At 61.3% G+C, this 24963-nt stretch carries 18 protein-coding genes and 4 pseudogenes; 15 read left to right on the forward strand and 7 right to left on the reverse strand.

The features are described 5' to 3' along the window. Positions 1-171 precede the first annotated feature (171 nt). The 9 genes from NKJ12_RS29490 to rlxS all read left to right on the forward strand — a co-directional run bounded on the left by NKJ12_RS29490 (position 172) and on the right by rlxS (position 8233). The gene (locus NKJ12_RS29490; protein ID WP_352706956.1) at positions 172-1134 is read left to right on the forward strand and encodes an ArdC family protein; all 963 of its coding nucleotides are present in this window, start codon (positions 172-174) and stop codon (positions 1132-1134) included. Further along, positions 1131-1334 (forward strand): hypothetical protein, encoded by a 204-nt coding sequence (locus NKJ12_RS29495; RefSeq protein WP_023679651.1) that lies wholly within the window; start codon positions 1131-1133, stop codon positions 1332-1334. The genes NKJ12_RS29490 and NKJ12_RS29495 overlap by 4 nt, the downstream gene beginning before the upstream one ends. A 14-nt stretch (positions 1335-1348) precedes the next feature. Then, complete coding sequence (locus tag NKJ12_RS29500) at positions 1349-1756, forward strand: DUF2958 domain-containing protein (protein ID WP_352706957.1); 408 nt, start codon at positions 1349-1351, stop codon at positions 1754-1756. A gap of 90 nt (positions 1757-1846) precedes the next feature. After that, positions 1847-3535: a ParB/RepB/Spo0J family partition protein gene (locus NKJ12_RS29505; RefSeq protein ID WP_352706959.1), complete on the forward strand. Its 1689-nt coding sequence runs from the start codon at positions 1847-1849 to the stop codon at positions 3533-3535. A gap of 578 nt (positions 3536-4113) precedes the next feature. Beyond that, positions 4114-4437, forward strand: a complete 324-nt coding sequence (locus NKJ12_RS29510) for a DUF736 domain-containing protein (RefSeq protein WP_023672372.1) — start codon at positions 4114-4116, stop codon at positions 4435-4437. Between the two features lie 151 nt (positions 4438-4588). After that, positions 4589-4858 (forward strand): helix-turn-helix transcriptional regulator, encoded by a 270-nt coding sequence (locus NKJ12_RS29515; protein ID WP_352706962.1) that lies wholly within the window; start codon positions 4589-4591, stop codon positions 4856-4858. Next, entirely contained in the window at positions 4855-5403 is a 549-nt protein-coding gene (gene lepB / locus NKJ12_RS29520; RefSeq protein WP_352706965.1) for a signal peptidase I, read from the forward strand. The genes NKJ12_RS29515 and lepB overlap by 4 nt, the downstream gene beginning before the upstream one ends. Next, complete coding sequence (locus tag NKJ12_RS29525; RefSeq protein WP_352706966.1) at positions 5391-6077, forward strand: lytic transglycosylase domain-containing protein; 687 nt, start codon at positions 5391-5393, stop codon at positions 6075-6077. Before lepB ends, NKJ12_RS29525 begins: the two co-directional genes overlap by 13 nt. Positions 6078-6262: 185 nt before the next feature. Then, positions 6263-8233 (forward strand): relaxase/mobilization nuclease RlxS, encoded by a 1971-nt coding sequence (gene rlxS, locus NKJ12_RS29530; protein WP_352706969.1) that lies wholly within the window; start codon positions 6263-6265, stop codon positions 8231-8233. 751 nt (positions 8234-8984) lie between these two features. Here rlxS and NKJ12_RS29535 read toward each other — a convergent pair. Together NKJ12_RS29535 and NKJ12_RS29540 are read right to left on the reverse strand one after the other, a co-directional pair. Continuing rightward, positions 8985-9184, reverse strand: a pseudogene (locus NKJ12_RS29535) (phage integrase N-terminal SAM-like domain-containing protein); the annotation flags it as partial. An 891-nt stretch (positions 9185-10075) separates the two neighbouring features. Next, positions 10076-11722 carry an MFS transporter gene (locus tag NKJ12_RS29540; protein WP_352690174.1) on the reverse strand — a complete coding sequence of 549 codons (1647 nt, stop codon included), beginning with the start codon at positions 11720-11722 and terminating at the stop codon, positions 10076-10078. A 511-nt stretch (positions 11723-12233) separates the two neighbouring features. Between NKJ12_RS29540 and NKJ12_RS29545 the strand changes: the two are divergent. Beyond that, positions 12234-13088 (forward strand): annotated as a pseudogene (locus NKJ12_RS29545) (class I tRNA ligase family protein); the annotation flags it as partial. A gap of 56 nt (positions 13089-13144) precedes the next feature. Continuing rightward, positions 13145-13453, forward strand: coding sequence for a hypothetical protein (locus NKJ12_RS29550; protein WP_352690169.1), 309 nt, complete (start codon positions 13145-13147; stop codon positions 13451-13453). A gap of 214 nt (positions 13454-13667) precedes the next feature. Here the strand turns inward: NKJ12_RS29550 and NKJ12_RS29555 are convergent, their stop codons facing one another. The 4 genes from NKJ12_RS29555 to NKJ12_RS29570 form a co-directional block, all read right to left on the reverse strand. Further along, entirely contained in the window at positions 13668-14177 is a 510-nt protein-coding gene (locus tag NKJ12_RS29555) for a GNAT family N-acetyltransferase (RefSeq protein ID WP_352457366.1), read from the reverse strand. Continuing rightward, complete coding sequence (locus NKJ12_RS29560; protein ID WP_352690167.1) at positions 14178-14462, reverse strand: type II toxin-antitoxin system TacA family antitoxin; 285 nt, start codon at positions 14460-14462, stop codon at positions 14178-14180. 538 nt (positions 14463-15000) lie between these two features. After that, a complete protein-coding gene (locus NKJ12_RS29565; RefSeq protein WP_352453586.1) occupies positions 15001-16185 on the reverse strand; it encodes a glycosyltransferase family 9 protein in 1185 nt (394 codons plus the stop codon). Between the two features lie 581 nt (positions 16186-16766). Further along, positions 16767-18833 (reverse strand): carbamoyltransferase family protein, encoded by a 2067-nt coding sequence (locus tag NKJ12_RS29570; protein ID WP_352690166.1) that lies wholly within the window; start codon positions 18831-18833, stop codon positions 16767-16769. Positions 18834-19846: 1013 nt separating this feature from the next. Here NKJ12_RS29570 and nadE point away from each other — a divergent pair. The 3 genes and pseudogenes from nadE to NKJ12_RS29585 all read left to right on the forward strand — a co-directional run. Further along, positions 19847-20178, forward strand: a pseudogene (gene nadE / locus NKJ12_RS29575) (NAD(+) synthase); the annotation flags it as partial. Between the two features lie 404 nt (positions 20179-20582). Next, complete coding sequence (locus NKJ12_RS29580; RefSeq protein WP_352690164.1) at positions 20583-21665, forward strand: sensor histidine kinase; 1083 nt, start codon at positions 20583-20585, stop codon at positions 21663-21665. A 661-nt stretch (positions 21666-22326) separates the two neighbouring features. Then, complete coding sequence (locus tag NKJ12_RS29585) at positions 22327-22584, forward strand: aminopeptidase (RefSeq protein ID WP_352453904.1); 258 nt, start codon at positions 22327-22329, stop codon at positions 22582-22584. Between the two features lie 2 nt (positions 22585-22586). Here NKJ12_RS29585 and NKJ12_RS29590 read toward each other — a convergent pair. Next, positions 22587-22905, reverse strand: a pseudogene (locus tag NKJ12_RS29590) (integrase); the annotation flags it as partial. A gap of 245 nt (positions 22906-23150) precedes the next feature. On the opposite strand from NKJ12_RS29590, the gene NKJ12_RS29595 reads away from it, so the two are divergent. Beyond that, positions 23151-24758, forward strand: coding sequence for a tannase/feruloyl esterase family alpha/beta hydrolase (locus NKJ12_RS29595; protein ID WP_352706972.1), 1608 nt, complete (start codon positions 23151-23153; stop codon positions 24756-24758). The last annotated feature ends 205 nt before the right edge of the window (positions 24759-24963 follow it).

Here is a 24963-nt window from a genome sequence, read left to right on the forward strand (position 1 = left end):
CTAGGCCCGCCGCGGCAGCCCGCAACCCTTCGCGTGCCGCTCAGGGTCCTCCTCTTCGTTCCGGTCCTTCGGATGCGGTCCGCCTCCCACGGCGGGCCTTTCCGGTCGCGACTCGCCGCCCACCCCGCTTCCGGGGAAAGGCGCGGCGATTGGCGAGCGGAGGATGAGACGATGCATGCAAACAGCAAGCGTTCCGCCAGCACAGAGGCTGGCGCAGGCAAGGGCGGGCGCCCCGGCGCCAGCCTTTATCAGGAGATCACCGACCGCATCATTGCCGAGCTGGAGCGCGGCACCGTGCCATGGGTCAAGCCATGGGGCAGGGCAAAGGCAGGCCTTGGCCTGCCGAGGAATGCATCCTCTGGGCGCACCTATTCCGGCATCAATATCCTCATCCTGTGGGGCGCGGTCATCGAGCGCAGCTATCCCAGCCAGAACTGGCTCACCTTCCGGCAGGCGCTTGTCCTTGGCGGCAATGTCAGGAAGGGCGAGCGCGGCACGACCATCGTGCATGCCGACCGCTTTGTCCCCAAGGACGAGAAGGAGCGCGCACGCCACGAGGGCGATGAACCACAGGCCGTGCCTTTTCTGAAGCGCTTCACCGTCTTCAATGTCGCGCAGTGCGATAATCTTCCGGAACACCTCCACGCCGCCGCCGAGCCGCTGCCTCAGTGCGAGATCGTGCCGCAGGCCGAGACGCTCATTCGCGCCAGCGGTGCGGATTTCAGGGTCGGCGGCGATCGCGCTTTCTACATGCCGGGCAGCGACCACATTCAGGTGCCGCCGCAGCCGGCGTTCCATCACCAGATCGACTATTACCGGACCTGCTTTCACGAGCTTGGCCACTGGACCGGCCACCGGACGCGGCTTGCTCGCGACCTCTCCGGCTCGTTCGGCTCCAAGGCTTACGCGCGTGAAGAATTGGTCGCCGAAATCACTGCCGCCTTCGTCTGCAGCAATCTCGGTATCGAGCCGACCGTGCGTCATGCCGATTACATCGGCTCATGGCTGAAGGTGCTGCGCGAGGACAACCGCGCCATCTTCCGTGCCGCCAGTCTTGCCTCCAAGGCCGCCGATTTCCTGTTTGGCCTTCAGGCCGATGCCGAAGGCGAGGCGCAGGAAGGGATTGCGGCATGACGATGCGCGACCCTCAACTGACCGCGACCGAGCCGACGCCGCAAGGCGAGCAGATGCTCATTCCCGGTGTCCGGCCGATCACCACGCGCGATCGGCTCACCCTCCTGATGGACGCGCCGATGCGTCCGCGCGCGGCGCAAAAGCCGCTCGATATCGGCCTCTTCGATGAAGCCAGCAGAAATCAACTCGACCTGTTCTGACAAGGAGTCTTTCCATGATCCTGATCACTGATCGACTGCGCGCACGACTGCTCGCCAATGGCGCCGCCGACGCCGACATTGACCATTTTCCCGTTGTGAAACTGTTTAATCCCACAGGTGCCGCGACGTGGCTTCTGAGCGAACTCGACGCCGATGGCGACACGCTGTTCGGTCTTTGCGATCTCGGCTTCGGCTTCCCCGAACTCGGCAGCGTCAGCCTGGCCGAGCTTGCATCCGTAAAAGGTCCGCTTGGCCTCGGCATCGAGCGCGACCTGCATTTCCAGGCGCGCTTTCCGCTCTCGGTCTATGCCGAAGCCGCTCGCATTTGCGGCCACATCACCGAGGCCGAGCGACCTCTGCGGCAGGCAGCAGACGCCCTTTCAAAGCCCCATTCCGAGCTTCCGCCCGACACGGCGGAATAGCAGCGCCGATAGGCGCAAAAACCGTCCCGCCGCGCCGGCCTTCGGCCTCTGCGGCGGGGACAACCTTAACCAAAGCGAAGGAGAGTAACCGTGCAGCTTGCCCACATCCCCTTGGATCGGCTCAACTTTTCCGCGCTCAACATGCGCCATGGAAAACGCGCGCCCGACATATCCGACATCCTGCCCTCCGTGCGTGCGCGCGGCGTGCTGGTGCCTCTCCTTGTGCGGCCCAACGGCCAGCCGGAAACCTTCGAGATCGTCGCCGGCAGGCGGCGCTATTTCGCCGCGAAATCGCTTGCCGACGAGCGCGGCGAAGGCGATCCCTTGCCCTGCGCCATCATGGAGGATGGCGACGACGCCGATGCGCTGGAAGCCTCGCTGATCGAAAACCTCGCCCGTCTCGATCCTGACGAAGTATCGCAATGGGAGACGTTTTCGCGGCTCGTCAGGCAAGGCCGCACCGTTCCCGATATCGCTGCGACCTTCGGCATCACTGACCTGAAGGTCAAACGCATTCTGGCGCTTGGCGACCTCTTGCCCAAAATCCGCGAAGCCTACCGGCGCGAGGAGATCGATACCGAGACGGTGCGCCATCTCACCATGGCGTCCAAGGCGCAGCAGAAGGACTGGCTGGCACTCTGTGCCGATCCCGATCAATACGCGCCGCGTGGCTATCAATTGAAGCAATGGCTGTTCGGCGGCCAGTCGATTTCCACCAAGGTGGCGATGTTTGCCATCGACGAATATACCGGCCTGATCACCTCGGACCTGTTCGGCGAGGACAGCTATTTCGCCGATGCCGACCTGTTCTGGCAAAAGCAGAACGAAGCGATTGCCGCCAGACGCGACACCTATCTCAACGACGGCTGGAGCGAGGTGGTGCTGCTGGAGCCGGGCCAGTATTTCCACCCATGGGACCATGAGAAGACCCCGAAGAAGAAGGGCGGCAAGGTCGTCATCACTGTCTCGCATCGCGGCGAGGTCGGGTGTCACGAGGGCTGGCTGTCACACAAGGAAGCCCGCCGCGCCCGCGAGGGCGGTGAGCAAGAAGAAACAGCCGCCAAGCCGCCGCGCCCCGAACTCACCGGCCCGATGCAGAACTATGTCGATCTGCATCGCCATGCCGCCGTGCGCGCCGCCATGCTCGACCATCCCGCCGTGGCGCTGCGCCTCGTCGTGGCGCACGCCATCACCGGTTCCAGCCTGTGGCAGGTGCGCCGTGAGCCACAGCGCGCAGTCAATGAAACGGTGACTGCCAGCCTTGCCGGCTGCAAGGCCGAAGCTGCATTCGGCAAAAAGCGGCGCGAGGTGTTGGCCCTGGTCGGATCACCGGATGAGGATGGAGTGGTGGCCGGCAGCAATGGCGACGCCTTTGCTATCGCCGGCGTCTTCGCCCGCCTCTTGGCGCTGTGCGACGACGATGTCATGCGCGTTCTCACCCTTGTCATGGCCGAGACGCTTGCAGCCGGCAGCGCCGTCATCGAGGCGCTCGGCAACCATCTGAACGTCGATATGGGCGCATGGTGGGAAGCGGACGATGCGTTCTTCGACCTCTTGCGCGACAAGGAAATCGCCAATTCGATGCTCGCCGAGGTCGGCGGCAAGCTGGTCGCGGATGGCAATGTCGCCGAGAAGGTCAAGACGCAAAAGAAGATCATCCGCGACTTCCTGGCGGGCGAGAATGGCCGCCAGAAGATCGAGACCTGGCTGCCGCGCTGGATGAAATTCCCGGCCGAAAGCTACACCAGCCGCGGCGGCTTCCGCACCGCCGATCAGTAGGCACAAGTGCAGCCGCTGTTCGTCCGCAAATAGTCGATCAGGGCCCGAGCGGCGGTTCTCTCGATTACCGCCGCTCAGGTCGCGCGCGCCGCTCCGGGTCGCGCCGGCTGGCGATTGGTCGTCTTGTCGAGCCAGTGCCGCGCGCGAGAAATCCCGACGCCAATTCGCGCCCGTTTCGGCAGCCCTGCACCGCGCCGGGTTGCTTGCTGAGGCGCCAGGCGCATGGGGCCAATTGTCCGATCCGGTTGCCGACAGAGCCCGCGCAGCCGGCGCCCTGCATTGCCGCCGGCTCCTTGTGTCACCGATCGCGCCACCTGTCTCCATGGTGTCTCAGGGACCATTCCCCTGCGGCTGGCTTGACGACCTATGGGCGGATCCGGCCCGCCCGAAACCCTCGCCAGCAGCTTTTTTCCCCGCCGCCTGCGGCGGCTTCCTCGCGCCGCTTCGCTTCAAAAAAGCTGCCCGCTCGGGTCCTTCGCTATCGCTGCGGCCGTCCCGGTTCCGGCGGTCCGGACGCGCCCATCACGGTCCGCCATCGCAGGGGAATGGTCCCCTGCGAGCACCAAAGGAGACTGAAAATGACCGCGATCGGATACGTTACCAAACAGGAAAACGGCGGCTACAAGGGCCAGCTCAAGACGCTTAGCGTCCGCGCCGACATCGACATCGTGCCCAATCAGGCAAAGAGCGCCGACACCCATCCCGACTTCCGGGTGCTGACGCAAGGGGTCGAAGTAGGGGCCGGCTGGATCCGCACCGGCGAGACCTCCGGCAAGGACTATGTGAGCCTGTCGATTGCCGCCCCGGAGTTCGGTCCGCGCAAGCTCTACGCCAATCTCGGCCGCGCCGCCGGCCAGGACGATGACGACACATACGCCATCATCTGGAACCCGGTCGACTGAACCGCCTGCCTCGAGCCCCGCGCCGCAACCGGCGCGGGGCTCTTCTCAAGAAGGGGCGGCGAAAACTCGCCCCCCACTCTTCGCCCGTCCCCGAAACGATCTCGCTCGCCGATCCTCGCCTTCGCTTGTCCGTAACGAAACGAGGACCATCATGGACGACGACAACGAACGCGCGGCCCGCGCCAAGAAGGGCAGTCCGTTTCTCAACACCGCGCAGGCCGCCTTCTATATCGGGCTATCCCAGCGCACGCTGGAGAAGATGCGGCTCAAGGGCGGTGGCCCGCAATTTCGCAAGCACGGCCGCTATGTCCGCTATCACATCGACGAGCTCGACGACTGGTCGAAGGGACGCGCGCAGGAGACCAGGCCCGAGGATGGCGGGCACAATTCCGGCTCGGCCGGTGAGGGAGGCCGCTCATGAGCCGGCGTCCCACTATCCGTCTGATCGGCAGCCATGTGCGGCGCATTCGGGCGCGCAAGACGATCGCCGTGGCCACAATAGGCCTCGGCCTGATCGGCTTCTCCGCTTTCGACAACCCATCGCCCTGGCTGGTGTGGAACGCCTCGGAGAGTGCGCCGGTCGGCCTCTATCGCGTCGCGTCCGGATCACCGGCTCGTGGCGATCTGGTGCTCGTCCGCCCGGCAAAACCGGTCGCCGATCTCGCCGCCGAACGCTTCTATCTGCCCAGCAATGTGCCGCTGGTCAAGCGCCTTGCCGCGCTGCCTGGCGAGCATGTCTGCGCCTTCGGCGACGCCATCATCATCGGCGGCAAGATTGTCGCGCGCCGGCTGGCAACCGACACGCAGCACCGTCCGCTGCCTTGGTGGAATGCCTGCCGCAAGCTCGCCGCCGACGAGTTTTTCCTGCTCGGCAACGATAGAAATCACTCCTTCGACAGCCGCTATTTCGGGCCGGTGCCGGCCGAAAATATTGCCGGGAGGCTCGTGCCGCTATGGACCGAGTAACCCTCCTGATGCTGGGCATGGTCGCGATAGCGCCATGCGCCTGTTCCGCCGCGACCGACGCTCAGCCGGCCGCCATCTCCCGTGGTCCGCAGCTGGCAAGATGGCAGCACTACGTAGCTGAGGCAAGCCGGCGTTTCACCATTCCACAGCCCTGGATTTATGCCGTCATGGATGCCGAAAGCCGGGGGCAGACAATGGTGGACGGACGGCCGATCGCGTCACACGCCGGCGCCATTGGCCTCATGCAGGTGATGCCCGGCACCTATGAGCAGATGCGCGCAGAGCTTGGCCTGGGGGCCGATCCGCACGACCCTCGCGACAACATTCTGGCAGGCACTGCCTATCTGCGCGCCATGTATGACCGCTTCGGCTTTCCCGGCCTGTTTGCCGCCTATAACGCTGGGCCGGACCGCTACGAACAGCATTTGCAGCGTGGGCGACCGCTGCCCAGCGAGACGGTTTCGTATCTGGAAGAGGTCAAGGCTGCGGGGATCTCGGCCGCCGACATGGACGCGTTCACCGGCAAATCCCGTTCCGGAAAAGCGCCGGAAATCCCGTCCGGGCAGTCGCTGTTTTTCCTGCGAAACGGTGTTTCCGCGACCGATCCGAATGGCCAAATTGTGGTGCCGCTCGGATCGGAGCGAGCAAGGTCAGGCCGGCCGGATCGCAGGTGAGGGCAGGGGTACCGTGGGTCGGGCGGGGCAGGGAGGCAGGTCCGCGGAAGGCAAGATAAAGGCATCGCCTCCTGGAGGCGGCGAAGTCTTTGTCTGCACATCGTTTTTCATGGAGGCTGCCTTCAGCGTCAGGAGAGATTCTGCCGACAAAGCTTTGATTTTGCTCAAGATTACTAGGAGGCTCAATGCAGGATGAAGAGTTCAAGCCGAGCCTGGGCAAAATCGGATCGCGCGGCTCGAAGGCAGGCAAGCGTTTCGCCGGCCAGATCCGCGCCGCGATCAACCGAGCCGGCGGCGGCAGCGGTCGCCGTGGCCGCTTCATCGGAAGCCGGGCGGGGCGCGGCGGGGCTGCTGCCGCCGTTCTCAGAGCGCGCGACCCCCACGCGGCGTTTCGGCAGCGGCGCGCCGTCGTCAAGGCCCGTATCGTCAAGCTGGCCGGCAAGGGTGTTGACGGGGCACGTGCACACCTTCGCTACCTCCAGCGCGACGGCGTGACCCGCGAAGGCGAGCCTGGCGAGCTCTATAGCGCCGACAGCGACCGCGTCGATGGCAAGGCCTTCATCGATCGTGCCGATGGCGACCGGCATCAGTTCCGCTTCATCGTCGCCCCTGAAGACGGCATCGAGTATGATGACCTGAAGCCGCTCACGCGGCGCCTCATGGCGCAGATGGAAGAAGACCTCGGCACCAGGCTCGACTGGGTGGCCGTCGATCATTTCAACACTGGTCATCCGCATACCCATATTATCGTCCGCGGCAAGGACGACCGCGGCGAAAATCTTGTCATCGCGCGAGACTACATCTCGTCTGGAATCCGTGAACGGGCGGCCGAGCTGGTCAGCCTCGACCTTGGCCCGAGAACGGACCGCGAGATCGAGCAACGCCTGCGCCAGGAAATGGAGCGGGAACGCTTCACCAGCATCGATCGGCAGCTGCTCCGCATGCGCGACCATGAGGGGCATGTCTCACCGGCCAGCCGAGACACGTTTCGCCAGACGCTGCACCAGGGGCGCCTGCGTAAGCTCGAGCGGATGGGTCTGGCTGAGGAAGTCGGCTCGGGCCGCTGGCGCCTTGATGGCGAGCTTGAAGCGACGCTGCGCCGCATCGGCGAGCGGGGCGACCTCATCAAGACCATGCACCGCGAACTGACCGGCAAGGGGCTCGCCCGCAGTGCCGCCGACTATGTTGTCCATGATCGATCTGCAGAGCCGATGCAGCCTGTCGTCGGCCGCATCGTTGCGCGCGGCCTGGCCGACGAAATCACTGACCGCCATTACCTCGTCGTCGACGGCGTGGACGGCAAAAGCCACTATGTTGATATCGGCAAAGGCGAGGCAACCCAACCGACGGCAGAGGGCTGCATAGTGCGGGTCACGCCGAGGGACACCGGGCCAAGGCAAGTCGACCGCACAATTGCCGAGATCGCCACGGCCCATGACGGGCGCTACAGCATCGATATCCATCTCAAGCATGACCAGTCGGCCACCGAACGTTTTGCCGAAACGCACGTGCGGCGACTGGAGGCGATCCGCCGGGCGACCGGTGGTGTCGAGCGCGAGCCGGACGGTACATGGACTATCGCTCCGGACCATCTCGACCGTGTGTCTGACTACGAGCGTCAGCGAGCGAGGGCCGAGCCGGTTGTCGTCGACAAGCTCTCATCAATGCTGCTGGAGAGCCAAGTCAGCTTCGACGGCGCCACCTGGCTCGATCGAGAGCTGGTTTCCGACACACCGGAGGCCTTGCACAGCTCTGGTTTCGGCCGCGATGTCCGAGAGGCGCAAGGCCGCCGACGGCAGTGGCTGATTGCGCAAGGTCTTGCTCGGGAAGAGCAGGACCGGATCGTCTATCGCGCCAACATGCTTTCGATCCTGCGTCAACGTGAGCTGAACCGTGTTGCCGGTCAACTGTCTGACGAACTCGGACTCTCGTATTCCGAAGCGCAGCCTGGTGATCGAATAGAGGGTCGATTGCGCCGCTCGATCGACCTTGCCAGCGGCAAGTACGTCATAGTCGAGAAGGCGCGCGAGTTCACGCTGGTACCATGGAGGCCAGTGCTTGATCGGGCTGTTGGCAAGGAGGTGTCTGGTGTCATGGGTGGCGAGGGGATTTCATGGACCATCGGCCGGCAGAGAAGCGGACCAAGCATTTCGTGACATGGCTACACAACTTCTTTTGCCCGCGTTGAAACAGGTACTCAGTCCGGACGGAGTTCGCCTGCTAATTGCCCGCGGCATTGATCTCGCGAGGGATAAATGGCTGGTCGTGCAAGACTTATCGTTCGCTCTACAAAATGCGCCGCGATGATTCATCGTGTTCCATGATTCTGAGCCAAAACCCTCCTGCGCCACCACGGCACTCTTCCCGGTGCCACGGAAGCCGCGCCGACGCGGCGGTGCCGGCCTGGTTGCACAGGGCTGCCCCCGACCCAAACAGTTGCGGCGCATTGAGGACATTGCAATCACTGACCGTGCAGCCATCGGCGCGCTCGATGAGATGGTCCGCCAGCTAGAGAGGTGGGCTGGCGCCTGGTGACAGCGCCTAGGGCTTTCGGCGGCCGTGGTACGGCGAAGCAGGCTCGCGGCGTCGAGGATGAAGCCGCACTTCGCGATGTTCTTCTGCTCACACGACCGGGAGACAAGGTCGACCCCGCGGGCCGGATGCTGTTGACCGGGCGTGAACTGGCAGCCCATCCCGCTGAGGATCTTCTAACGGGAGAAACCTCGCTGCGGTGGGGAAGATTTCGATCGTCGCCCGCGACGACGAGGCGGTCAGCGACCTGACCAGACGAGCTCGGCAGCTTTCCGCTGCGGCATGGTGACCGGCGCGATCATGGCCGCCGAATGAGATCGCTTCGAACGCACCGTCGGATGCTGGCTCGCCGACGCTTTACTGGCGCAGCGCCTGGGAGGGGCACGAGATTCCGGTAGAGACCAGATGCACCTGGGAGGCGCGAACGTCCTCCAGGCCGAGCCGGTCCGGCGAGCGGTCGAATATCGCGAAAACTTGGCCACCGCGTGCACGTAGGATCGCTGGGTGGCCGGCGACAGATTGCGGATCGTCATGTCCTCGATCATGCGTCGGCGAAGAGGGCTCAACTCGGCCATCTCAAACTCTCAAACTCCTGTTCTCAAGATTGCGCTTCAACAGCCGCAATCCTTCAAAACAGAAGCGTCATCCGCAAACCCACGCACCAAATGACGCGTCAGCGGCTTCGTTCAATCCCTTTATGGGTCCGGATCCTAGCAGGTTGTGACCATTGCTGTGGCAATGCAGCAGTCCTGGATGGCTGCATCAAATAAGTTTCAAGATGCCCCGGGCGCGCTTCCACCGGACCACCTGGACGCTGCAGTTAAATGCACAAATCCACGCGCGTGCTGAAGCATCGTGAAAAATTCATGGATTATGACCCGATCCAATTTCGGTCGATCAATCAGCGCCCTTCGCCGGGGCTGTCGGTCCGCATCGCGCCTGACAGCGGCGCTATGCTGGCGCTCCCATGGCCGCCCTGTTGAATCGCTTTCTCCAGCACCGAACTGAATTGGTCCCGCTGGCGAACATTTCGATGCTTCCGCCTTGTAGGCCTTCTTTGTTGCGGCCGCCTCTGCGGCACGGCTGCGCCGACGTGAACGTGCTTGGCGGCACGTTTTGTCAGGGAGGGGAAAGAGGCGCGCGGCCCTCTCCCAGCAAGCCGCCGCTGGCGGATTCCTCCGTCTGCCCGCTGCGCTCCCTGCAGACCGGGGAGACCCTTCCGCCCCCCTTGCTCCCGCTGCTCGCCGCGATGCAGGGGGACAGGCGACCTGAACCCGTGCCCAAGCCGATCTGATGGCCGCAGAGGCGGTGGGGCTGGACATGGGCCCGTGGTGGACATACGTGCCACACAAATCCTCATGCTCGCCTAACCGGCTACAACGTATGGCAATCCGGGCAGACCCGACGAAAGAAGGAGTAGGTCTCGGCCATTCCCGTGTCCGAACCCAGAAAAGTTACTGGTTTCCTTACGGGCGCGATACAAAGGGCACAGGCTGGACTTGGCTGCCGGGGGCGGGGCTTGTCGACCGCTCAATCGAAAGTGAGAGACGAGGAGGAGAATCACCGACCTGCAGAGCGGCAAGGCGCTCGCCTACTTCCCTGTCAGTCACCGTTAGCCGATGGTTTAGACGAAGATAGTCCGTCCATGTCGGCGTGCGGAATGTCTCGGTCCAAAGAGTCGAGTTCTGAAGATCGCGCTGGAGGGTCCAGTCCCGCGCACCGGCACGGCTCTGAACGCGCCGCCTTTCGCGCATGCAGCTCAGAAAGTCCTCGATATTCTCCTCGGGTATCGAGTACTCCACCTTGATCACGATCGGGCCGCTCCTGGGCTTCAAATCGAGGGCCAGTTCTGGTGGCCTGAAGTCGAAGGCCCCTTGATCCGATTCCTCCCATAGGCGGACCGGCAATAGCTTTCCCACAGCTGCAACCAGCAACAGCGCCGCTGCAGCACCTTCCAAAGCCCACGTCAGGGAATAGTTCTGCGCGACAGCACCCCAGATCCAGCTGCCCGCTGCCATGCCGCCGTAGGTCAGGGCGTAATAGATCGACAGGGTGCGACCAACGACCCACCTTGGGCTTGCCAACTGCACACACACGTCGGTTCCGGTCCAGGTGACAACCCAGCCTGCGCCAGCGATTGCAAGCGCGATCGCTGCTACAGCCACCGATGATGTGAGAGCCAGTAAAAGGCAACACGTTGCGCAAGCAACGGACGCGAACGTGATCAATCGATTTTGGGACGTGATGCGTCGCAAGTAGCTATTGCCAATGCCCGCGATGAAGGCGCCTGTGCCGAAGCCGGCCAACAGGACGCCGTAAACAATTGGCCCCCCCGCCAGTTGGTCGCGAACCAGGAGGGGGAGCAGAGCAAGGATCGAGATGCTTGACAGCCCGAACAGGGTTGCACGCACGATCGCCACTCTGATCTCCGAGGAGATTGCCGTGAAGCGCATGCCATCATGAATGGCCGTCGTCATCCGCTCGCGCGGAAGAGGCGAAGAGCGAACTTGCCACTTGGAGCGCAGTACAGCGCTCAACGGGACCAGGTCGGTCAGCGCAGCGAAGGCGAAAGCCGTAAGGGGGCCCAGCAAAGCCAAAATTACACCGCCAAGCGCCGGTCCTATGCTTCGAACCACGTTGTACCCCACCGACATCAGCGTCACTGCAGCGGGTATGTCGCGCTTTTCCAGGATGTCGCCGACCGAGGCGTGCCAGGCTGGATCATTCAAGGCAAAGCCGCATCCCGCCAAGAAACTCAGTCCCAAGATCAGCCATGGACTGACAAAGCCCAGTCCAACAGAGAGAGCCAGCGCCGTGGATGCGAGTGCGATCAGGCAATGTCCGGCAAGCATCACGCCGCGGCGGCTGAAGCTGTCTGCAATCGCTCCAGCAAGGATCGACAAGAAGAAGGCGGGCAGTGTCGATGCAGCCTGCACGAGCGCAACCATCAGATCGGAGGCTGAAATCGTTGCCATAAGCCAGCTTATAGCCACGCTCTGCACCAGCCAGCCAAGGCTGGATATCTGCGTGGCTGTCCAGATCGAACGAAAGACCGGATTCTGAAGAGGGATCAGTGTGTTTGCCGCAAAGGGCGGGGAATCTTGACGCCGCATGACTTCTCACCTCCACCACGTAGTTCTTTCACTCACTCACTCGCTGACAGCGGTGCGCTTACGCACAGCTGCGTCACAACCAAGTTCCGATATCGCGCTCGCAACAAAGTAGATGTCGCATCCACGGTGCCGATGCGCGATGAGTGTGCCAGTTGGGCGTCAGCTGGTCTGGGTCGCGCAGCCCGATGGGGTGCGGTCTGCCCTGCGACTCTTGGCCTTGGACGGTGCTACCGCCCCGATGGCCGGGTTGTCAAACTGCCACGGTGCTAGCAGCGCCCATCCCATCCTGACAGGCATGAGCATACGACGCAGTGCATCGCTGGTATCGGAGGCGGGTGCAAGATCAAGGGTGGCATCGTCTTGACAAGTACGAGCTGGTGGGCGCCTTTGCCCGACCTACACATCGGCGATTCATGGGGCCGCCGTTCAACTCGTTGGTCTATGCGCAAAAAACATAATACGCTTGTAAAAGACGTTTCGTGTCGGCGCAGGCGCCGAGGAGGGCGCGGAAGCCTTGAGCATCGTCATCCCGCCACCGAACGTCACCGGCTCGCTGCACATGGCCATGCGCTCAACAACACGCTGCAGGACATTCTGGTGCGCTTCGAGCGCATGCGCGGCAAGAACGTGCTGTGGCAGCCCGGCATGGATCACGCCGGCATCGCCACGCAGATGGTGGTCGAGCGCCAGCTTATGGAGAAGCAGATCCACCGCCGTGACCTGACGCGCGACGAGTTCATTGAGAAAGTCTGGGAGTGGAAAGCCGAATCCGGCGGCGCGATCTTCAACCAGTTGAAGCGGCTGGGGCCTCGGCCGACTGGAGCCGAGAACGTTTCACCATGGACGAGGGCCTATCCAAGGCGGTGCTCGAAGTGTTCGTCACGCTCTACAAGGAAAGGCCTGATCTACAAGGACAAGCGCTTGTCAACTGGGACCCGAAGCTCTTGATCGCGAGTCCGACCTTGAGGTCGAACAGCAGGAGGTCAACGGCAACCTCTGGCATTTCCGCTACCCCGTCGAGGGCGAGGTTTTGGATCCGGAAAATCCTAAAACCTTCATCACCGTGGCGACGACCCGCCCGGAGACGATGCTGGGCGATATGGCGGTCGGCGGTGCATCCCGACGACGAGCGTTTCCGGCATCTTGTCGGCAAGAACCTCATCCTCTGCCGATCGTCGGCCGCAGGATCGCGGTGGTGGCGGACGAGTATTCTGATCCGGAGAAAGGCAGCGGCGCGGTCAAGATCACGCCGGCGCACGACTTCAACGAATTTGAGGTCGGCAGGCGCCATAAGTTGCCGGCGATCAATATTCTCACCGTAGAGGCGGCGGTCACCCTCACGGACAATGACGACTTTCTCGCCGGGACGACATGGTGCGTAGTCGCCATGCTGCCCCTGGCCAGATCGTAGATGACCTCGGCTTGTTCGCCATGGCGAGCCGAAGCACGTTGACGGCCGTGCCGGGTGATGCGCCGTCCCAGACTATCATCCCAAAATCGGCGCGCGCCATCTCCCGGTCTTTGGCGGCGTACAGCCCAGTCGCCCAGATCATTGCGGGGTTCCTTGGCCGCATGGAAGACCCCGACATGTTTGTAGCCGTAGCCCGCGAGCAGGCCCTGCGCCTCGGCATCGGCTCCAGAGGCGTCGCCAATCAGCACGCCGTGCACGGCAACAACGATTGGGCGGATCCGAGCGATGGCAGGTTCCGGCAGCTCAAATATCTCGCGTGAACCCCCTATGAATATCATCGACATCATGACTTTCCCTTCTCTCCAGGGCTCCCTCGCTCTGACCGCCGTCTCCCTCTGGCCCTGCGTGAGGGGTCACCCGAACGCCGAGACGGCGAAGCCGGCTCGGGGAGCGGCGGGACGCCGCAACTAGAGCCCGGTCGGCGGCAGGCCCGCGCGCAGACCTGCCGCTTCCGGAGGCGCTACGCGCGCGGAGCTAGTGGCCTTTGTCGGCCAGCCAGAGGCTCACGTCCTGGATCGAGCGCATGAGCACCGACGGATTGTCCCGCGCGGGAATGAAGCCCCAGCTCTGCCAGTAGCGCTCTGCCTCGGCGTCGATCGCCCGCACCACCACCGCGCGGCCGCCGACGATGTCGGCGCCGGCGACGCAGCGATACAGCGCGTCCTTGACCAAGCCGCTACCGACGCCTTGTCCGGCATAGCGGTGGTCGACGGCGAGTTGTCCGATCAGCAGGCAGGGGATCGGATCGGGCGGGCGTCCGGTGCGGATGGCGCGCGGTGCGCTATTTGGCTGGATCACGCCCGGCGCGAGGCCGTAATACCCGACGACTGTTCCCTCGTCGTGAACGACCAGGACGCGGGTAAACCCGCGGGCCTGGTTCGTTCGCGCGAAGCCGGCCAGCCAAGCATTGAGCGCCGGCTTGCCGCAATCGAAGCTGTCGAGGCGGTGCGCGTCGTCGAGGAGTTCGATGCCTGAAAGCGCCACCTAGCGGTCCCAGGGCGGGGACCGACGCAGCCGCTCGGCCGCCTTCGCCGGGGGCGCAGCGGCCGGGGCTGAGATCGCCTGCATGAAGGCGTCATAGGCTTCCGGGGACACGCGGATGACGGTTTCGTTGAGGATGGCCGCCTGCGCCTCGTGCAGCGCGGCGCGCCGCATGAACTCCGTGCGCGACAGGCCGAGCAGCTCCGCGCCGCGGTCGATGATGGTGAGATCATCGTCGCGAAACCGCATCGAGACGGGTGCTTCCTTCCTGGTGGGTATGGTGGCCATGGCGCGCTCCTGTGCTGCGGACGTATATACGTTAGTGTAACGCGGAACGCAATACTACGTTCCCTGGCGACGTCTCGTGGCGGATGGTCTCAGGATTTCTCGCCGCATCGGTTCTTCTCGGCTTCTCGCCCCAGTCGCCATTGCCGCAACCCAGAGCAAGGTGGCTTTGGTCAGCTCCTGCGGATCAATTACGGCTTAGAAAGCGCATTTGTTTTTGGCGGCCGGATGAGCGGGTCCAGAAGCGAAGTCGCTGCCATGACTGTCGCCGGACGAGCCCCGGCTATCCCGAACCTGATGAACATCTGACGCGATGGCGACTTTCGGGCCGTCACGCAACAAAGGAGGAACGGCTATGAAGGCTGGGCGGCGGCACTTTCATTCTCAGGCGCCGCTCTATGCCACCTGTCGGCCAATGTGACATCGCCACTGCGGTCCTTCGAACAAGTCGATTCGATTCTGAATTTCGGCCTTTAGATGATTGTAGCGATTGAATCAGCGACAAGGGCTGGGCAATCGCGGTTGTGGTGACCGCGAGCCACTAAGCTTGTGCCGTACCCTTACAATGATTCATCAAGGCGTTTACCTCGGCAATCACGAGATCCGGCGTGATGTCGAACTTGCATCGGACTTTGACCGGACAATGCCGCACTTGGTCCAGACCACATCCGCGACATTCAATAACACTCATAAGCATGCTGACCAAGGGACCTCGAAACCCCCAAATCTCCGGTAGATGTGACGCCGTGAAAATGCCGATAGTAGGGCGGCCAAGCTGGGCAGCGACATGGCCGGTGCCTGAATTGTTCGAAACGACGAGCGCGGCCGAATTCACGAGACAATTGAATTCCAATTCTGACAAGTCGACAGCCGTCCGAATGTTCGCGGCCCCACGTTCCCTAGCTATCTTCGCAACCTCCTCAAGCGCTTCCAGGCATTCGCCACGGCCAACGAGGACCACCTCACCACGGGTCGAAAGAGCAGCGACAACTTTGCCAAAACTTTCAATGGGCCAATCTCGCAGGCTGGAATTGGAGAACGGAGCCACGACAATCGGGGCATTGCCTGTAGTCGAATTCTGTGGGTGACCCGCTCCGCTTTCGAAATAGGCAGCTGCCTTTGCGACCAGAAAGAGGAGGATTTCTGACACATGCTGGAGACGCACCTGCTTACGGTCAATGAACCAATCAAGCCATCTACGGGGGATTTTGTTAGCAAGCCCTATTTTTTGGACCAGCTTGTAGAAAATGGTTCTGCGCAGTTTCAGATTGAATGGCGCTATCGCAATATCGATCTGATGCATGCTGTACGGATCAACTATCGCCGCACGGTGCCTGGCGGGAACTTCAAGCAAGATCGGCCTTGTTTCTTCCGGAACACGCATATCAATGGCAAGATCAAACTCGCCGGTCAGCAGCGGCCTTATGTCCGCGGCTTCTTTGCGCGTTTTGACTTTTGGGTTGCGAGGAAAAAAGTCAAAAGCAACGTGATCGTCGGCGAGGTCAAACTGTTTTGCAGTAGCGATGTTCCAGCTTCCCACCACCAGCGTAATGTGGGCATGCGCAAAACGCTGACGAAGGTCCTTTAGAGGCCCTAGAGACATCCAAAAGTCGCCGACATGATCAAGCTTGAGGACCAAAATTCTCATCCTTGCGCTTGACTGTTCCGGCTCTTCCCAGCTGCGGTATATAATTTGATTGCCGTCGTGCTTTGTAAAATATGCCATTGCCATTCCGAAGATTATACGGTCAACACTGATAGCCCAGTGACGCGTGTGTAGGTTGGAGTGCTCCCCACTTTGTCCGCGTCTCCGCAAGAATTCTGCCATCAGATCCAAGCCGCGCTCCAGCAGGAGCTGTTGGGCGAAGTCTGCATCTCTAGCGATGGTAGCGCGCCAAGAAAGCCAGCTATGTCCCGACCCGCAATGTGAAGGGCTTCGTCACGGTCTCGCATGCATTAGTTCGGCAACGCCGAGTAGACGGTGATCGCCAAGCCGCCGTCCCCAGATCTCGGAGCATAACGGCAGTGGCCTCGCTCTTTGGTCGATGCTGATCCTGAATGAGACCGTCGCCGCCGGCGACGACATCGCCGGCCGGATTGACTGTCTCCGGCACGCCCTGTCGCTGTGGTCCCGCATCATGGTGGTTACAAAGGACCCGCCGCAGGCGCTTTTTTCTGCGCGTCCGGGTCGTCCAACATGAAGTGGACGAATCAACCCTGTGATGAAGCGACCGCCTCCCAGGGGTGAGTTGGCAGGCGGCGTCGATGAACACCTTTATTCGCCGAGCTTGGATAGCGGCACCTCTATCACGCTGAGAGCCTGTTATGCTGGTCCAGCGTTTGATCGCGGTCTTGATCCATGCGAGCAGCTTGTGAGGGATGCAATCGAACGAGGCGCTGCTCCCACAGCCGTCGCAGGCCCTCCATCAGAGCTTCACGCTTAGCCTGATCCGGCGCAATTGTATTGAGGAGATCTCCCAACACGGCTTCGCCCTCAATCCGCATCAGCAGATTAAACAAGTCGTGTGAAATTCGTACACTGTCACTGCTGAAGTGGGTCGTGCTGATCTCGCAGTGAGTCTCCCGACGATCTGGCGCTTTGTAAGCGCGGGTTTGATGGAGGGACACATAGGGCGGCAACGAAACCGCAAGCGCAGTCCAATCCTGCAGCGTTGCAGCCCGCTTTTTTACCAGGAAGGGCCCGACCACAAGTCCATCCAGCTCTGTCGTCAGAAAGGTGGCAATCGCGTCTGCAACCGAATCCACGATCGGTTCGGCATTGTTGTTAAAGGACGTATTGAGCAGAATTGGAGTGCCTGTGCGCTTCTTGAACGCATTGATGACCTCCCAGTACGCGGGATTGGCGTTGCGCGATACTGTTTGCAGGCGAGCGGTACCGTCGACGTGCGTGATGGCACCGAGCAAGGCGCGCTTTGAGTCACGCACGCGAACGACGAAATTCATGAATGGAAATTCGTGCCTACCGTCCGGGAGGTCGAAAAATTCGCTCGCATCCTCCTCCAGCACAGATGGCGCGAAGGGCCGATAGCCTTCGCGCTTCTTGACCATCGCATTGATCCGGTCCTTGTTTGCGGCGGGCCGAGGGTCGGCAAGAATGCTGCGGTTGCCCAGCGCACGTGGCCCAAACTCCGAACGACCCTGCACCCAGCCGATCACGGCGCCGTTGGCGATCCAGTCGGCTGCACTGCTTGCCACGTCATCAGAGCGTTCAACCTCGAGATGTCCGGCCCATGCATTCAGTTCCTGTTGCACGGCGCGCTCGGTCCCGAGATCAGGACCCCAATAGACCTCCTGCAGTCGCTCACACGGCGCGGGGCGGCCCATCTCGTTAGAGACTATCAGCGCAGCTCCCAATGCGCAGCCAGCGTCGTGAGACGCGGGTTGCACGAAAATGTCGTCGAAAAGCCCTGAATACAGCAGCTTACCGTTCATCGTGCAGTTGTGGGCCACCCCCCCCGCCAGGCACAACCGCTTCATGCCGGTGGCCTCACGGTGATGCCGGAGAATGTGGAACACGATCCGCTCAAGCGCTTCCTGCAGTGACGCACTCACATCTCGATGCTGCTGGGTGAAGGGCATTCCCTTTCGCCTGACCTCGATATTGCGGAGCAACGCCGGACCGATGCGGTCGAGGTGAACACGGTAGCCACCGCCGTTGGCGGAGAGCTCGTAGAACTGCTCGAAGAGCTCGCGATAGGGAGCGGGGTCGCCGTAGGGCGCGAGTCCCATTACCTTATACTCGTCGAACAAGCCGTAGCCGAGATAGCGGATCGTCTCGAGATAAAACAGCCCAAGAGAATTGTTCTCGGGGAAAGCCTCGAGTTGCGTAATTTCTGTGCCAGACCCTACCGCCAAGAGGCCCGATAGGAAATCACCAGAGCCATCAATCGCTAGAATGAGACTTTGTTCGAAGCCCGACATTGCAAAGGCGCTCACGGCGTGCGCCTGATGATGACTTACGAATGAAATACGCGAACTGTCCAACTTAGTGCCGAACTCACGCGTTAACAGATCCTGCACCAACGTTTTAGCATCCAACGGAATGGAGAGAATGTCCGGGTGGGATGCGGACATACCTTCAAGCATGGCGTTGGCATAGGGCTCGCTGGCGTAGAGCGCGACACGATCAATGTCGTTGAGCTGAACCCCCGCCGCTGACAGACAGTATTGAATCGAACGAATTGGGAGCTTGTTGGAGTGTTTCATCCGATTGAGGCGTTCCTCTTCGACGGCTGCTATCACCCGTCCGTCTCGGACGAGCACCGCGGCGCCATCGTGCATAAAGGCGTTCCGAAGCTCGAATCGGTTTTCATGGACTTGGTCAAGTCCGCCGCTAATTCCTAGACACAGCATTTCTTTCTCCACATAGTGACGGGCAAGCCAAATTGGCCTGCCTCAGACCGTTTCCAACTAAATAGGCCGCGTTGTCGCTTGCAGCTGCAACCGCCTGTCAGGCATCACCGGCATCAAAGAACGCCTCATAAGGGTCCGCCTGAATCAACATGAGATGCTTCGATCGTGGCGCCTGCCGTTCCATGACGCCGAGAGCTTGGCTGGATCATCGAATCTTGAGCGGCTGCTGACTTGCATGCCGGCGATGCCGTTTTCATCTGCAGCACGAACTTGTGACGCGGGCTGCCTATATCCTTGCGAAGGGGCGGCTGTTGACGAATAATGCCGCGCCGTGAACTGGCCCGATTTCATTCCCCGAAAGACCGTCGCACAGGCGAGTGACATGTGCTGCACTGTCCGCCTGCTTCCCGGTCGCACATCCGATAACGCCTTCGCTTGTGCAGGAGGCCGCATCGCGTCATTCGTCGGCCAAACATGGCACCGACTGGAAGCCCGGCAATACCGCGTAGATGTAAAGTGCGCTGATGTTGTATGGTAGCGCTGCCGGCCGGGTCTCCAATCCGCTGCCCAAACGAGCGGACTGCCTGCGGCAAAAAGCCCGCCACAAGCAGAATCGCGCTGGGCAGCTGGCTCGCCTGCAAGACTTCGCAGCTCAGGAACATTGGGGACGACTAGCGTCGAACCGCCGACATGATCGGCCAGTTGCAACTCACTTCTCGGCACGACCTCCACTGCACGTCAGGGCGCATGGAAGATTTTCTCCTTTGGATGGGTGATCGGTGCGGACGTGCTTTTGTCCATGCAAGATTTCCGAAGAGTTATGAAATCGTTTGTTTCGATCAAAGTCATCCACGCTATGAATAGCTGCCGGACATGCGCTTCAAAGGGGCTTCAGGCTTCCCGGATGGCTACTCCGATTCGAAGCGCGTGGCATTCCATGCGCTCTATGACAACATTTTTCAGCAAAGGGTATGAGAGCAAACCCACACTTCTTTTTCAGAAGTCGCTTCGAAGCAGCCGAGGCCTTGATGGGCTTCTTCACCAAGTTCGGCGATGGTGCCGCAGACATTCTTCCTCTTTCCGGGCTGAACAAGCGCAGAGTTCGCGCCTTGGCAGTGTATCTGGGCGCTCCGTCTGATCTTGTTGAAAAGATCCCGACCGCCGACCTGGAGAACCTCGTCCCGGTCTCACATACGATGAGATTGACGACTTCCTCGAAGGCCAAAAGATCAACGAAGCGGCGCACAGGCGTATACTTCATGCGCATTCCAGCACAGCCCATAAGCGAGCGCTTCCCGTCACAACGATTGCCATGACGGGTTCGATATTTAGGCATCGGCAATAGCGTCTCAACATACACGATCGATGGGCTTGCCGCAGTTAGGCAGCTAGCGGCCTGAATTACCGCTGGAGCGAAGCGCTGCTCTTTCAGCCCGCATGCGGTCATGAGGTTGACAGTGTCGGCACGTATCGCCGAGGCCGGCACGCGAACTCATTCTCCCTGAATGCCTGCTCTATCGATCTTCCGCAGCGTACCCACTTGACCGGTCGCTTCGACATTCCAGGCACCTGGATTCTAGCCGATCCTTGCCGCTCTCCTTCGGCCGGTCGCAATGCTGGACGTGCGGCCGTTACGCGATGCAGAGCTGGTTGTCAGATGCGTGATGCGAAACGTGAGATGCAGCTCCAGTTTTGGCGATGGCGGGCTCGCCGCATTGTTGATATCATCCGCACAGAACAGGCGCGCAAATGACATCGGATTCAGAGAAGGCTGAGGCGGTCGAGCAGTTACTTGATACACCTGACCTTGCAACCGCACTGGAAAGCGAACAGTTCAAGAAATTCCTCGACCAGGTGCCGATCGCCATAGCCGTTTCGGACCTTGCCGGTGAAGAGCGCGTGGTCTACGCCAATCCGGAATTCGAGAAACTCTCAGGCCTGATGGCCGCCAGGCTCACCCAAGAAAACTGGGCGGCCCTTTTAGGCACGGGCCTCCATCAGCAAAAGGACAGGCCGCTAGCCGAGGCGGTGGTCGAGGGAACCGATTTGGTCGGCACCTTCAGGCTGGAGCGCGGCGAGGACAAACCCGCGATCGTCGACGTTTATTCCAACGTGATCGAAGACGACAACGGCAAGGTTTGCTTCCGACTGGTGGCCCTGGTCGACGTATCGGCTCACGGCGAGGCGGGAGATCAGCGCTCGGCCGAGGAGCGTGTCAGCGAGAAAGACACGCTGCTGCGCGAACTGCAGCACCGGGTGAAGAACAACCTGCAGATGATCACCGCGCTGATCCGGCTGGAAAGCCGCAACGCGACCGAGGCCGACCGGAGACGGTTTGAGCGGCTCGCCGGTCGCGTCGACGCTCTGGCGATCCTCTACCAGACGCTAACCGCCGACGAGCCGAAGGAGGAGGTCGATCTTGGCGTCTATCTCAGCCAGATCGCGTCCGCGGTGATGAGCTCGCATGCAGTCGAGGGGATCCGCCTGGATATGAAGGTGGATACATATCCCGTGTCAATAAACGTCGCCATGCCGGCCGGGCTGGTCGTAAACGAATTGCTGACCAATTCACTAAAGCATGCGTTCCGGGGCCGCGATGGCGGCACGATAACACTGCACAGCGTCGTCGATGGCGACGGCTGCCGGGTTATAGTGGCGGACGACGGAATCGGCCTGCCGGAAGGCGAGGTGTGGCCCAAACCAGGCAAGCTCGGAGCGCTGATCGCGCGATCGCTGACCGAGAACGCCAAGGCCCACTTAGCCGTCGAGTCCAGCGCCAACAAAGGGACGAAGGTGACCATCGTTTTCAAGCGGTCGGCGGCAGCAAGCTGAACGGTTGCTGTCGAACTAGCAGGCTGGCGGCTGGCTTCATGTCGCGGCTTTGAGCAGGTGGCTGCAAATAGGCTAGGTCGCCCTTCACGGCCTGCTTCACATGGTCGAGGTCTTCCATTATGCTCCAGGCTTGCTGCTTCTGACTTCGGCGGCCAGTCCATCCCCACCTAGCGGAAGGCACTCCCGCCTGATTACGTTGCGGCTTGAGTCTTGACGGCGGGGGCACCTGACGCCTTCGCGCTCATCACGCGCGGGCCGGCAATTCAGCAGCGAGTCATCGCTTGGCCAATCTTGCCGAGGACGAAGGTCTAACCTACAAATAAAATTGGTCCGACTGTTCGTGGCCGGAGGTAACCGCGAATTTGCGCTATCGGGACAGGAGAGCAGTGCTATAGGCAAACCGCGATGCGTGCATTCGTTCGATTGGTTCTACGATTATCCTGACGCCTGGGGTGACCAGTTGCACCAGTATTTCCTACTACGCGCAATCTTTGTAGGGTCATGTGCAGATCATCGCGGCCCGCCAAGACATCGGAAAACTGATCGACGATCCTTCAACCCCTGAGATATTGCGCGCCCGAATGGCATCGGCGGCCGCCATATAATAGTTTGCGGCAAAGACGGCCGCGATCGAACGGCTGAGGACGCGCTCGCCAACAGATTGCGCGACAGACGATGGGGTGGATACCGCGGATACGACGCCTGGTTCGATGCTCCGATCAACAACGCGAAGCTCGCCGCGACTTCCGTCTACAGCGATTCGGTTCAAAGGCTTGGCGCGTTGGACAAAGCTCGCCGCGCCGAAGCGCGATGCATAGAAGCCGGGATAGTCGCCCGAACACAAGTCGAACAAGCGGAGTGGTCGACCGTTTCGTCCTCCCCGGGGACGAGCCGGTTGCTCTGGCCTGGGGCGACCTGATGGGTCTTGCGGAGCACCGTCTCCAGCATGGCGATCAGGTCTTCGGGAAGTATGGCCTCATTCTGCACAGACGGTTTTGCGTGGCTGTTACGGATGCCGGCGGGCACGGTGGCGATATGGCGGTCCTTTCGATCGAGCGGCTCGCCACGCTGCGTATAATTCCACGCCAGGGAGGAGAGACGGCGCTCGATCGTCGCCACAGAGTTTGGTTTCTTGTCTCCTGTAACCTTTCTGGATGCACAGGCCGTGATGTAGAGGCCGACGGTCTGCGGATCAGGCGGCAACACCTCCGAGGTGCTGCCGGCGCGCCCAGGCGCAAAAAATCCGCTCTCGACCGAGCGGCGTCAGACCGGTATTCTTATGGATGTTCATCCGGTCCCCCTGGAGTCACTGAAGCTTCGATAATCTCAGCTTTCCCGGTTCGGACCGGATGGACAAGCTACTGAAAGCTCACAACTAGCTACCAATGCGATCAGCTTTCGGGCTATCGGGCGCATCCAGGGAGGATGGGTATGTTCTTGGCTAACGGGCTCAAGCTGCGGGACCGCGGGTGCACGCTGGCACTGATGTTGGCGATCATATTTGTATGTGCGCCTGCACTGGCGGCAAACGCGTCGGATCAGGCGTGCCGGTCCATCGCCAAGCTCCAAATTCCAAGCGTGATCTTTACCGAGGCTAGCCTTCAAAAGCCGCAGGAGATCCCCGCAGATCCCTTCACTGCATTCACCGGCGCCTCGCCTCAGGCGGTAAAAGTGGGCGGGCACTGCCTTGTCCGAGGTGTTATCGGGAAACGCCAGGGGGTCGATGGTCAATCATATGGCACCCGGTTTGAGGTGCGTCTTCCGACGACCTGGAACGACATGTTCCTTTTCCAGGGCGGCGGCGCAGTTGATGGCTTCCTGGCGCCGGCCGTCGGGACCATTCCTTGCCGGAACTCGACCGCGGCTCCCGGGCTCTTGCGCGGCTACGCTGTTGTAAGCATGGATGGCGGGCACCCAAGCCCCGATCCGGCTTTCGGGGTCGATCAAGCCGCACGCATTGATTTTGCGTACGCCTCCATTGGCAAAGTCACTTCGGTCTCGAAGCAGGTGATTGCAAAGTTCTATGGGGCGGCTCCGAAAAAGTCGGTGTTCATGGGATGCTCGAATGGCGGTCGTGAGGCGTTGATAGCGGCTCAGCGATATCCGCTCGAGTTCGACGGCATTGTTGCAGGTAGCCCGGGTTTTCGTCTCAGTGCCGCCAACATTGCCGAAGCTTGGGATACTCGCCAGTACATGAGCATCGCTCCCAAGGATGAGGCCGGCCATCCCATTCTATCCCGCGCCTTCTCCCAGCAGGATCTGAACATCGTCGCCAAGGCGGTTCTCGCTGCCTGTGATGCTCGCGATGGCATTGAGGATGGCGTCATCAACGCCTGGCAGCAGTGCCGGTTCGACCCAAAGGTCCTGTCCTGCCAAGGCGATAAGACGGACAGCTGCCTCACGGCTGGTCAAGTGCAGGCCATGAGCCGCGCGTTCGCGGGTCCGGAAAGCTCCGATGGCGAAAAGCTTTACAGCGATTGGCCATATGATACGGGCGTTGCGGGCGCGGACTGGAGAATGTGGAAGCTGGGCAATTCCCCCACTTCCCAGTCGGATGCAAATAACATCGTTCTGGGAGCCCGCTCGCTTCAATACTACTTCATGACGCCCCCGGCGCCGAATTTTGACCCCCTGAAGTTCGACTTCGACAAGGATCCGGCACGCGTTGCGGATACGGCCAAGCTCAATGATGCGACCGGCACGTATCTCGCCAGCTTCGGTGCCCACGGTGGAAAGCTGCTCTTGTTTCAGGGACTTTCCGATCCGGTCTTCTCAGCCAACGATCTGGTGCGCTGGTACAAGCAAGTCGTCGAGGTCACAAGCGGCGGCGATTTGGAAGCGACTCGCCGTTTCGTGCGCATGTTCATAATCCCGGGGATGACCCACTGCGGCGATGGCCAAGCCTTCGACGACTTTGATCCTTTGGCCGCCATCGAGGGCTGGATAAACCAAGACAAGGCTCCGGATTCTCTCGCGGCTGGCAGCAAGGCATTCCCCGGCAAGCACCAGCCGATCTGCGCTTATCCCACTCAAGCTGCCTATGGCGGTAAGGGAAATCCCGATGAGATCGCGAGCTATTCGTGTCGGGGATAAGAGACCTCGTCATTTGTTCGCTTCAATCTGCGCGCATTCCCGGAACAGGTCTCCCGGACCAAGGATCGGTTGGAAAAGCTAAACCCGGAATTTGTGGGCCGTGCCATAACGCAGTTGATGATCATGCCTGACTACGAAGCGTCGGCCGCCGATAGTCTGGATACAGCGCTCCCTGTGCTCGATGAGGTATTGTTATCGCCTGGGA

The organism is Mesorhizobium sp. M0195 (assembly GCF_040322115.1).
In the GTDB taxonomy this organism is placed as follows: domain Bacteria; phylum Pseudomonadota; class Alphaproteobacteria; order Rhizobiales; family Rhizobiaceae; genus Mesorhizobium.

Bases quoted from the DNA above. Each gene is read 5' to 3' on its own strand.
- NKJ12_RS29490 (WP_352706956.1), top strand. From the start codon at position 172: ATGCATGCAAACAGCAAGCGTTCCGCCAGCACAGAGGCTGGCGCAGGC.
- NKJ12_RS29495 (WP_023679651.1), top strand. From the start codon at position 1,131: ATGACGATGCGCGACCCTCAACTGACCGCGACCGAGCCGACGCCGCAA.
- NKJ12_RS29500 (WP_352706957.1), top strand. From the start codon at position 1,349: ATGATCCTGATCACTGATCGACTGCGCGCACGACTGCTCGCCAATGGC.
- NKJ12_RS29510 (WP_023672372.1), top strand. From the start codon at position 4,114: ATGACCGCGATCGGATACGTTACCAAACAGGAAAACGGCGGCTACAAG.
- NKJ12_RS29515 (WP_352706962.1), top strand. From the start codon at position 4,589: ATGGACGACGACAACGAACGCGCGGCCCGCGCCAAGAAGGGCAGTCCG.
- lepB (WP_352706965.1), top strand. From the start codon at position 4,855: ATGAGCCGGCGTCCCACTATCCGTCTGATCGGCAGCCATGTGCGGCGC.
- NKJ12_RS29525 (WP_352706966.1), top strand. From the start codon at position 5,391: ATGGACCGAGTAACCCTCCTGATGCTGGGCATGGTCGCGATAGCGCCA.
- rlxS (WP_352706969.1), top strand. From the start codon at position 6,263: ATGCAGGATGAAGAGTTCAAGCCGAGCCTGGGCAAAATCGGATCGCGC.
- NKJ12_RS29540 (WP_352690174.1), bottom strand. From the start codon at position 11,722: ATGCGGCGTCAAGATTCCCCGCCCTTTGCGGCAAACACACTGATCCCT.
- NKJ12_RS29560 (WP_352690167.1), bottom strand. From the start codon at position 14,462: ATGGCCACCATACCCACCAGGAAGGAAGCACCCGTCTCGATGCGGTTT.
- NKJ12_RS29565 (WP_352453586.1), bottom strand. From the start codon at position 16,185: ATGGCATATTTTACAAAGCACGACGGCAATCAAATTATATACCGCAGC.
- NKJ12_RS29570 (WP_352690166.1), bottom strand. From the start codon at position 18,833: ATGCTGTGTCTAGGAATTAGCGGCGGACTTGACCAAGTCCATGAAAAC.
- NKJ12_RS29580 (WP_352690164.1), top strand. From the start codon at position 20,583: ATGACATCGGATTCAGAGAAGGCTGAGGCGGTCGAGCAGTTACTTGAT.
- NKJ12_RS29595 (WP_352706972.1), top strand. From the start codon at position 23,151: ATGTTGGCGATCATATTTGTATGTGCGCCTGCACTGGCGGCAAACGCG.